At 43.7% G+C, this 9,396-nt stretch carries 8 protein-coding genes, 2 tRNA genes and 1 pseudogene; 4 read left to right on the top strand and 7 right to left on the bottom strand.

Going from position 1 to position 9,396, the window contains the following annotated elements; genetic code table 11:
* Positions 1 to 327 (bottom strand): annotated as a pseudogene (locus WBM49_RS05510) (tRNA pseudouridine(38-40) synthase TruA); the annotation flags it as partial.
* Between the two features lie 40 nt (positions 328 to 367).
* Between WBM49_RS05510 and WBM49_RS05505 the strand changes: the two are divergent.
* The gene (locus tag WBM49_RS05505; RefSeq protein WP_424371061.1) at positions 368 to 871 is read left to right on the top strand and encodes a metallophosphoesterase family protein; all 504 of its coding nucleotides are present in this window, start codon (positions 368 to 370) and stop codon (positions 869 to 871) included.
* A gap of 96 nt (positions 872 to 967) precedes the next feature.
* Here the strand turns inward: WBM49_RS05505 and WBM49_RS05500 are convergent, their stop codons facing one another.
* Positions 968 to 1,378 carry a DUF4293 domain-containing protein gene (locus WBM49_RS05500; protein WP_424371060.1) on the bottom strand — a complete coding sequence of 137 codons (411 nt, stop codon included), beginning with the start codon at positions 1,376 to 1,378 and terminating at the stop codon, positions 968 to 970.
* Positions 1,379 to 1,566: 188 nt separating this feature from the next.
* Here WBM49_RS05500 and rho point away from each other — a divergent pair, with 188 nt between their 5' ends.
* The gene (gene rho, locus WBM49_RS05495; protein ID WP_424371059.1) at positions 1,567 to 3,195 is read left to right on the top strand and encodes a transcription termination factor Rho; all 1,629 of its coding nucleotides are present in this window, start codon (positions 1,567 to 1,569) and stop codon (positions 3,193 to 3,195) included.
* Positions 3,196 to 3,328: 133 nt separating this feature from the next.
* On the opposite strand, the gene rpsT is transcribed toward rho, so the two are convergent.
* The 4 genes from rpsT to proS form a co-directional block, all read right to left on the bottom strand.
* Positions 3,329 to 3,580, bottom strand: coding sequence for a 30S ribosomal protein S20 (rpsT, locus tag WBM49_RS05490; protein WP_424371058.1), 252 nt, complete (start codon positions 3,578 to 3,580; stop codon positions 3,329 to 3,331).
* Between the two features lie 49 nt (positions 3,581 to 3,629).
* Positions 3,630 to 3,701, bottom strand: a tRNA-Glu gene (locus tag WBM49_RS05485).
* A 49-nt stretch (positions 3,702 to 3,750) separates the two neighbouring features.
* A tRNA-Glu gene (locus WBM49_RS05480) sits at positions 3,751 to 3,822 on the bottom strand.
* Between the two features lie 82 nt (positions 3,823 to 3,904).
* On the bottom strand, positions 3,905 to 5,380 hold the full coding sequence (gene proS / locus WBM49_RS05475; RefSeq protein WP_424371057.1) for a proline--tRNA ligase: 1,476 nt from the start codon (positions 5,378 to 5,380) through the stop codon (positions 3,905 to 3,907).
* A 95-nt stretch (positions 5,381 to 5,475) separates the two neighbouring features.
* Here proS and WBM49_RS05470 point away from each other — a divergent pair, with 95 nt between their 5' ends.
* Together WBM49_RS05470 and WBM49_RS05465 are read left to right on the top strand one after the other, a co-directional pair.
* Positions 5,476 to 6,759: a hypothetical protein gene (locus tag WBM49_RS05470; RefSeq protein ID WP_424371056.1), complete on the top strand. Its 1,284-nt coding sequence runs from the start codon at positions 5,476 to 5,478 to the stop codon at positions 6,757 to 6,759.
* A 36-nt stretch (positions 6,760 to 6,795) separates the two neighbouring features.
* Positions 6,796 to 8,304, top strand: a complete 1,509-nt coding sequence (locus WBM49_RS05465) for an OmpP1/FadL family transporter (RefSeq protein WP_424371055.1) — start codon at positions 6,796 to 6,798, stop codon at positions 8,302 to 8,304.
* A 42-nt stretch (positions 8,305 to 8,346) separates the two neighbouring features.
* Here the strand turns inward: WBM49_RS05465 and WBM49_RS05460 are convergent.
* Positions 8,347 to 9,396, bottom strand: a 1,050-nt coding sequence (locus tag WBM49_RS05460; RefSeq protein WP_424371054.1) for a T9SS type B sorting domain-containing protein, incomplete at its 5' end; no start/stop codon positions are given.

Here is a 9,396-nt window from a genome sequence, read left to right as displayed (position 1 = left end):
ATAGGTGCGTTCTAAAGCATCAAAACGGGCATGAGCCTGGTCATCTACCTGAAAGATGGCATGTATAGCAATGTCTGCCGGCAGAAAGGCATTCAGGCGTTGTACCTGCACTTCCTTTTCTAAGGGTTGATCTATATCGAAATGTGCATAGAGTTGCCTTGCGTGCACGCCTGCATCTGTACGCCCCGCTCCTGCAAGCTGAATAGGATTTCTAAGTTGTAAGGTCATAGCCTCCTCCAGTGTTTGCTGAACACTCGTGGCATTGGGCTGGCGTTGCCATCCATGATAGGCCTTACCATCATATGAAAATTCGACAAAATATCTCAAAGTGAAGTCCTATTTTTGTTGCGTACAAAGATACCCTTAAATGACCAAAATCTTACTCCTCTCCGATACACATGGATATTTGGATGAAACTATTCTAAAATATGCAAAACAAGCGGATGAGATATGGCATGCAGGCGATATAGGAACCTTTGAAGTAGTAGATAGACTAGCCGAAATTAAACCCATAAAAGCCGTTTATGGCAATATAGATGGCGGACCCCTTCAACAGGAATTTCCGTTGCATCAAAGGTTTTTATGTGAAGGCGTAAACGTTTGGATCACGCATATTGGCGGGTATCCACACAGATACAGTCCGAAGATCAAACAGGCAATACAGCAAGATCCTCCGGATCTCTTTATTAGTGGTCATTCTCACATATTAAAAGTAATGTGGGACAAAAAATTAGAGCTGCTGCACATGAACCCCGGGGCCTGTGGTAAACAAGGCTTTCACCAAATGCGAACCATGCTCCGATTTGAGATCGATGGAAAAGATATTAAGAATCTGGAAGTCATAGAAATAGGCAAACGGGCCTCACTTTAGGAATACTATTTTGCCTGGACGCTAAAACTATATGAAGCAAAAAACCCCGGTATGGCTACCGGGGTTTCACGCACTAATACTACTAAGATGTTAGGTTTAACGTAAGCGATCTACAGATTTTACAAGATCTTCATCCTTCTTGATAGCCCTGTTGGCCAGGACCAGAAAAACGATAGAAATTACAGGAATCAGCATCCCAATACCCTTCTCCGAGACCAGGGTCTCTCCGGATAGATTTAGTGATCGGTAAACGAAAAATCCTAGTAAAAAAAGATTAATAAGCATATTTAGACGGTTCAGCACAAATTGGCTTTTGCGGTCCTTATACCGGAAAATGGCTAAGGCAGCAAGTAAAGCCGACCCGTATAAGGCCAGTGAAACCGCAATTTCATTTTTCGCATAAACTACACCACCCGCAGCATCTACCCATAGCTCCAGCCAAAATGGCAACAGTGCCCCCAACAGGACTACTAAAAGCAAATAAATGGACTGAATTCGTTGAATCATGGCGCAATTAGTTGTTTGCGATGCAAAAATAAAGGTCTTTTTAAGATTTATACACGAAATATTGAAAATAATTTGTAATTTTACCTCGTTATCGATGATAGCACTTACCGACTGGGATCTCATTCCCTAGTAATACCCAATTGACAAACACTTCAAATTTTAACTACGTTTAACTTATTCAATACTCAATGTTTGAGATTTCTGATTTAAAGGCAATGAAGCTTCCTGAGCTTCAGAAGATTGCCGAAACTTTAAAAGTACCTAAGTACAAAACCCAAAAAAAATTAGATCTGGTATACCAAATACTGGACCTGCAGGCAAGCAATCCCAAGATTGTAAAGGAAACAGCCGTAGTGGTTGAAAACTCCGCAACTGCAGAGGCCCCAAAGGCAAGGGCGCCCAAGCCAAGACCACGGCCTAAAAAAGAAGTAACCTCTGATGCAAAGGACCCCAAAACTCCACAACACAGAAGAGGCCCCAAAGAAGAAGATGGCAATAAGGAGACTGCCGCAGAACAACCTAAAAAAGAGCATCCAAAAAAAGAACATATTAAAAAGGAACATCCCAAGAAAGAGCATTCCGGGAATACCATTAAAAGGGAACACTCTAATAAGGCCCACCACCAAAATAATGGGCAGGAGAAGAAGTCGAGCAACTACGACAAGGACCTTAAAAACAAATACAAGCAACCCGAATACGAATTCGACAGTATTATCGAAAGTGAAGGGGTGCTTGATATTATGCAGGATGGTTATGGATTTTTACGGTCTTCGGACTATAATTACTTATCCTCCCCTGATGATATTTATGTTTCTCAGTCTCAGATCCGTTTATTTGGATTAAAGACAGGAGATACGGTACTCGGAAATGTGCGCCCTCCCAAGGAAGGAGAAAAATATTTCCCACTGATCAAAGTGAACAAGATCAACGGCCAGGACCCTCAGGTGGTTCGGGATAGAGTAGCATTTGAGCATCTCACCCCTCTTTTTCCTAGAGAAAAGTTTAACCTGGCAGAGCGTCAGAGCAGTATATCAACGCGTATCATTGATCTGTTCTCCCCTATTGGGAAAGGACAGCGGGGTATGATCGTTTCTCAACCAAAAACAGGAAAGACGATGTTATTAAAGGATGTGGCCAATGCGATCGCAGCCAATCATCCGGAAGTATATCAAATTGTTCTCTTAATAGATGAACGGCCCGAAGAGGTTACCGATATGCAACGTAACGTGCGAGGGGAAGTAGTAGCCTCTACCTTCGATAAGGAAGCTACCGAACACGTTAGGGTAGCCAATATCGTTCTTGAAAAAGCAAAACGCCTGGTAGAATGCGGCCATGATGTGGTGATCCTCTTAGACTCTATTACTAGGCTTGCAAGAGCTTATAATACCGTTCAACCGGCCTCCGGGAAGGTACTGAGTGGTGGTGTGGATGCCAACGCATTGCACAAACCAAAAAGATTCTTTGGTGCGGCCAGAAATATTGAAAACGGTGGTTCACTAACCATCATTGCAACGGCCCTTACTGAAACCGGCTCTAAAATGGATGAGGTAATCTTTGAGGAATTCAAAGGTACCGGAAACATGGAACTGCAGTTAGACAGAAGGATCAGTAACAGAAGGATCTTCCCTGCGATCGATCTTATTTCGTCTTCTACAAGGCGAGACGATCTGTTATTGGATGAAAACACCATTCAAAGAATGTGGATCATGCGTAAATACCTGGCGGATATGAACCCTATTGAGGCCATGGAATTTATGGAACAACGTATTAAGCAGACCAAGAATAATGAAGAGTTCTTAATGACCATGAGTCAATAAGAAGAAACATAAAAATTAAGGATCCCGGGGTACTCAGGTATTTCGGGATTTTTTTTGAGTGATCAGGAAAAACAACCTGCAAAAAAACCCGGCCTGTAGAGCCGGGTTCTGTGTTATTTTTTAAAGGATCGTCTTAAAGCGCTCCTACCATTTTAGTAAGCTTGCTCTTTAAGTTAGCAGCTTTATTATCATGGATAATATTGCGTTTTGCCAATTTATCGACCATGCTGATTACAGATGGCAATAAAGCAGACGCTTTCTTTTTGTTTGTCTCTGTACGCAATTTCTTGATTGCATTTCGAGTGGTTTTGTGCTGATACCTGTTACGTAAACGCACCTCTTCATTCCTTCTGATTCTCTTTAATGCCGACTTGTGATTTGCCATCTTTCTTTAAATTATGTTTTAATAACTGCACTAATCTACAGCTTCCCTGTAGCCCGTAGGGGAATCGAACCCCTGTTACCAGGATGAAAACCTGGCGTCCTAACCCCTAGACGAACGGGCCAAAAATTTACATTCAACCATACTTCTTACAAGGTACACTGAATGATCAGTAGCCCGTAGGGGAATCGAACCCCTGTTACCAGGATGAAAACCTGGCGTCCTAACCCCTAGACGAACGGGCCAAAGGTTTGTACAATTGCGGATGCAAAAATACAATTATTTTTTACTACCACAACACACACCCATTATTTTTTGAAATGTGCGTTAATAGGCCTTGGCAAACAGCACCCTTTGTGCAGAAGCCTTACCTGTGACCATACATTTGCCTTCTTCTACCGGTCCGTCTAAAGGGATACAGCGAATAGTGGCTTTGGTCTCTTCTTTGATCTTTTCTTCAGTAGCTGAACTTCCGTCCCAATGGGCCGAGAAAAAGCCTCCTTTGGTATCCAGCAATTTTTTAAATTCCTCATAGGAATCCACCTCAGTGATATGCTCCTCCCGATAGTTGTGAGCCCTGTTGAAAATATTTTCCTGAATATCATGAAGCAATTGCTCAATCCTGCCTATTACATCTGCTGCCGCAACTGTTTCTTTTTCCAGGGTATCCCGGCGGGCCACCTCATAGGTGTTGTTCTCCAGATCGCGTTGCCCAATGGCAATGCGCACAGGAACCCCTTTTAGTTCATATTCATTGAATTTAAAACCGGGTTTATGGGTATCCCTGTCATCATATTTCACGGAAATGCCTTTGGCCCTTAATTCGTTTACTAAAGGAAGCACCTTGTCAGAAATAGCTTCCAATTGCTCCATTCCCTTATAAATAGGCACTATCACCACCTGTATAGGAGCCAGTTTGGGGGGTAGTACCAGGCCGTTGTCATCACTGTGGGTCATGATCAAGGCCCCCATTAACCGCGTAGAAACGCCCCAGGAAGTTGCCCATACATATTCTTGATTCCCCTCCTTGGTGGCAAATTTCACATCAAACGCCTTGGCAAAGTTTTGCCCCAGAAAATGTGAGGTCCCTGCCTGTAAGGCTTTTCCATCTTGCATTAAGGCTTCAATACAATAGGTTTCCAATGCCCCCGCAAAACGTTCACTTTCGGTCTTGGTACCTTTAATCACCGGAACTGCCATATGATTCTCAGCAAAATCTGCATAAATGTTTAATATCAGTTCGGCCTCATCAATGGCCTCTTGTTTGGTAGCATGGGCCGTATGGCCCTCCTGCCATAAGAATTCGGTTGTTCTTAGAAACAGACGGGTGCGCATTTCCCAGCGAACCACGTTGGCCCATTGGTTGATTAATAATGGGAGATCCCTGTAAGATTGTATCCATCTGCGATAGGTATCCCAAATAATGGTCTCGGAGGTTGGCCTAACAATGAGTTCTTCTTCCAGCTTTGCGTCGGGGTCTACGATGATCCCGCTCCCATCCTCCGCGTTCTTGAGACGGTAGTGCGTAACAACCGCACATTCTTTCGCAAAACCTTCAACATGACTCGCTTCCTTGCTCAGATACGATTTTGGGATAAATATGGGGAAATAGGCGTTTTCGTGACCTGTTTCCTTAAACATTTTATCTAAACCAGCCTGAATCTTCTCCCAGATTGCATAGCCATATGGCTTTATGACCATGCAGCCTCTGACACCAGAGTTTTCGGCCAAGTCTGCTTTTACAACGAGCTCGTTATACCATTTCGAATAATCCTCAGTTCGCGTCGTTAAATTTTTTCCCATCTGTTGTACTTTGGCACAAAACTTGCAACTTATGTCAAGAATAGTTGGGCAAAACTAACTATTTTTACTATGTTCAACAATATAAATTTATTCTCATGATACATTCCTTACCCCACCCTAAAACATTGCAAATGATCACCTTTGGTTTTCTAGCTACTGTGTTGGTCTCTTGCGGTTCGTATCAACAAGCATCTTATTACGATAATGATGGTATCTACTCCACTGGCGCAGAACAACCTATGGTGTATAACACGCCAAGAACTGCTCCAAGAACTACTCAACAAACTCAGAACAATAACGACGGGGTGTATGGAGATTATTTTGGCCGAAAAGCTGAGGAAATAGATCAGATTATGGGTGATGAGATCTTTACTGATGTAGATGACTATTACAGTGGTGTAGAGAATGACAGTTTAGATTTTGAAGACAATAGCACCTATTTTGATCAAAATAACACCTATGCCGGAAACGGAGGTTGGGGTGAAAATCCCAGCAACGTTGTTATTAATATTAATGATGGCTGGGGTTATGGATTCAATCCTATATGGGCCGATCCCTTCTGGGGCGGCGGTTTTGGCTGGAACAACTGGGGCTGGGGTGGCTTAGGATGGAACAACTGGGGCTGGCGCGGCGGTTTTGGCTGGAACAATTGGGGCTGGGGTGGCTTAGGATGGAACAACTGGGGCTGGGGCGGCGGTTTTGGCTGGAATAATTGGGGCTATGGAGGTTTTGGTCGCGGGTATTCCCCATATTTTGGCAACAACAACTCCCGTAGGGGCTATTACAACAGAAATTCGTTAGCATCTAATTCATTCAGGGGCCGATCCAATCTTGGGACAAGCAGAAGCAACAATACCAGATTGAGAAACAATAGTGGCAGATCTAATATTTCTTCAAGAAGCAGTGCTCGTAATGCAACTAGTTACAGAGGTGGGACTACCGCAAGACGCAGTGTTAGTGCGGATGCCATCAACAGAAATAGAAGCTATCGTTCTATGAGAAGCACCCGTACCTCTCCGAGTTATAACAGAAGTTCTATTCAGAACAGATCCTATAACAACTCGTCGACAAATCGTGCTAACACCTATAGAAGAAATAGTGGTAATGCGGTTCGATCCTCGAATAACCGAAGTTACAGGTCTACCGTCCCAAGATCATCGGGATATAACAGATCCTCTTCCCCCTCTAGAAGTTACAGGAGTTCTGGAAGCGTTCGCAGTTCTAGCGGAAGTAGCAGATCCTCTGGTGTAAGGAGTTCTTCCGGAAGTTCCAGGAGTTCTGGTAGCGTGAGAAGTTCTGGCGGAAGCAGCAGATCATCTGGTGGAAGGTCGTCCGGAGGACGCTCATCCGGAGGTAGCCGAGGAGGAAGAAATAATTAATAATCCATCTACATTCAACAATAAAATCGTAGGAAAATGAAAAGAATTCTAACTTTCATCGTAGGATTGTCATGTCTGGCCATATCTGCCCAGAACATAGACGACGTTTTAAGATACAGCCGTGAGAACCTCCAGGGAACTGCACGTTTTCAAGGAATGGGTGGCGCTTTTGGGGCTCTTGGGGGCGACCTTTCTGCCCTGAATATCAATCCGGCAGGTTCGGCCATATTCAACAATAGCCTTATTACAATTACAGGAGCGAACTTTCATCAGAACAATGAATCCTCATATTTTGGAACCCTTTCAACTGAAAAAAGGAATTCATTCGATCTTAACCAGTTTGGCGGCGTGTTTGTATTTAAAAGTAAAAACGCCAGTGACCCCTGGCAAAAACTGGCTTTAGCGGTAAATTATGACATGGTTCAGAATTATGATAATGAGATATTTACCCGCGGTAACAGTGATCAGGGAATAGATAACTACTTTCTGAATTTCGCACAAGGAGCGCCTTTAGGTCCACTTCTGATACAGGATGGTGAGTTTATTGAGGAAGCCTACCTGGATATAGGTGCCAATCTTGGTTTCAGGGAACAACAGGCATTTCTGGGTTATTACGGGGGTGTGATCGATCCGGTCGATGAAAACGACAATAATAACACTGCCTATGTCTCCAACGCATCGTACAGCACGGTAAATCAGGATTATTTCCAAAGAACCAACGGATACAACAGTAAACTAACCCTGAATATCGCAGGGCAGTACCAGCAGAATCTTTTTTTAGGAGCATCCCTGAACTTTCATGATGTCTTATTCGATCAGTATACGGAGTTTTCAGAATCTGGTTATGACCTCAATTCTGAAATACAATTTGTAAATTTTGACAATTTCCTCCGTACTGAAGGTAACGGATTTTCCTTTAGCCTGGGGGCCATTGCCAAATTAAATGAGAACGTCCGTTTGGGGGGGAGTTACCAATCTCCAACCTGGTACCGGTTGCTAGATGATACCGCCCAGCGAATCAATTCGGACCTTGCAGACTCTGAAATCGGATTTATAGACTTTAATGTGGTGAACTTGTTTGATGCCTATCGTATAAAAACGCCGGGGAAGGTCACAGGTAGTTTAGCTATCATCTTTGGCCCTCAAGGATTGCTGAGCTTTGACTACGGTTACCAAGACATGGCACAAGCCGAATTACGCCCTGTGTTAGACCCAAGGTTCAATGATGAGAACACTTTTATCGCCGGTCAACTCGGAGCCGTTGAGACTTTTAGGGTAGGTGGCGAATACAGAATAGACAATGTAAGCTTACGGGGAGGTTACCGCTTCGAAGGAAGCCCCTATCAGGATGGTGTTACCATTGGGGATCTGGAGGCCATTTCTTTCGGGATAGGGATTAATTTTGGCGGAAGCAGATTGGATCTGGCGTATAGCCGTTCTGAGCAAAGTGCACAACAACAATTATTTACCACAGGTTTTCCCGCTTCAGCATTGGTAAATAATACAAATACCAACATTATTTTAGGATACACCCTGAACTTGTAAGAAGACAGACTAAAAAAAAGCCGGTTATAACCGGCTTTTTTTTTATCGTTTAAGTGAGAAATGGGTGCGTAAGGTATTGGCCACCAGGATTCCTTGTTCGTCCCTGGCATACTCTAAACGGAACCAATAATCTGAGGAAGGCATGGGCCGTCCATTAAAGGTACCATCCCAACCAACGGTAGTTTCGTCTAATTGCTTTATCAATTTACCATAGCGATCGAAAATAAAGACCACAGGATCTGTCAAGGTCTCTATACCCAGTATATTCCAGGCATCGTGTATTCCATCCCCATTAGGGGTAAAGAATTTAGGATAGCCCACCACTAAGAACGGGATAGGATCCGTAAATCCACAACCATTTTTATCGTTAATGATCACCGTATTTTCACCCGGTGGTATATCATTAAATATCGGGGAATCCTGAAATTCACCTCCGTTGAGCGCATATTCGTAACTCCCATTGCCCAATACTACAATTTCCACATTGTTACTGTCCGATAGGTCATCCAATATGATCACCTCATCCAGGACCGGGATTCCGTAAAAAGTAATGAGAATATCATCGGTAATGGTCGTAGCCAGGGTGGTTAGGATCTCAACAAAATATCGACCCGAATCGGGGCTTGCAACCGTCAGTTCCGTTTCTGTGGGCCCTGAAGCCAATACCGCATCTATGGTGCCATCATCATCGTAATCCACACTCCAGGTTACATTGGCTATATCTGGCCCGGCAGGAGAATTCAGGGCACTGAGAACAATATCGGGGTCGCCCTCACAGGCTACGATATCCAACCCTAAAAATTCATCTCTCAGGGTACAATCTAGAGCAGTATTCTGGTCCTGATCTACAGAGTATCCTGTAAAGGTTAGGGAAAACGGTTCGGGATCACCATCAAAATTGGTGTTGAAATTATTGATCAGCAAATAGTAAATCTCTCCTTCTTCCACAATAAGCCAATCGTCATAGGTATTCTGGCTTCCCGTTAAATTGGGGGCACCTACCTGACCGTTCTCCGGATTAACCCCGATCCCAGTAAAATCTGTATCGTTTACTTCATAATTACAGCGTATAGGCTGCGCAGAGCCATTGCT

The sequence above is a fragment of the Muriicola sp. genome (assembly GCF_049669965.1).
In the GTDB taxonomy this organism is placed as follows: domain Bacteria; phylum Bacteroidota; class Bacteroidia; order Flavobacteriales; family Flavobacteriaceae; genus Muriicola.
The sequence above is the reverse complement of the archived record's forward strand: the minus strand, read 5'-3'. Positions and strand labels throughout refer to the sequence as shown.

Coding starts and splice junctions, on each gene's coding strand:
- rpsT (WP_424371058.1), bottom strand. CDS start 3,580: ATGGCAAATCACAAGTCGGCATTAAAGAGAATCAGAAGGAATGAAGAG.
- WBM49_RS05470 (WP_424371056.1), top strand. CDS start 5,476: ATGATACATTCCTTACCCCACCCTAAAACATTGCAAATGATCACCTTT.
- rho (WP_424371059.1), top strand. CDS start 1,567: ATGTTTGAGATTTCTGATTTAAAGGCAATGAAGCTTCCTGAGCTTCAG.
- WBM49_RS05465 (WP_424371055.1), top strand. CDS start 6,796: ATGAAAAGAATTCTAACTTTCATCGTAGGATTGTCATGTCTGGCCATA.
- WBM49_RS05505 (WP_424371061.1), top strand. CDS start 368: ATGACCAAAATCTTACTCCTCTCCGATACACATGGATATTTGGATGAA.
- proS (WP_424371057.1), bottom strand. CDS start 5,380: ATGGGAAAAAATTTAACGACGCGAACTGAGGATTATTCGAAATGGTAT.
- WBM49_RS05500 (WP_424371060.1), bottom strand. CDS start 1,378: ATGATTCAACGAATTCAGTCCATTTATTTGCTTTTAGTAGTCCTGTTG.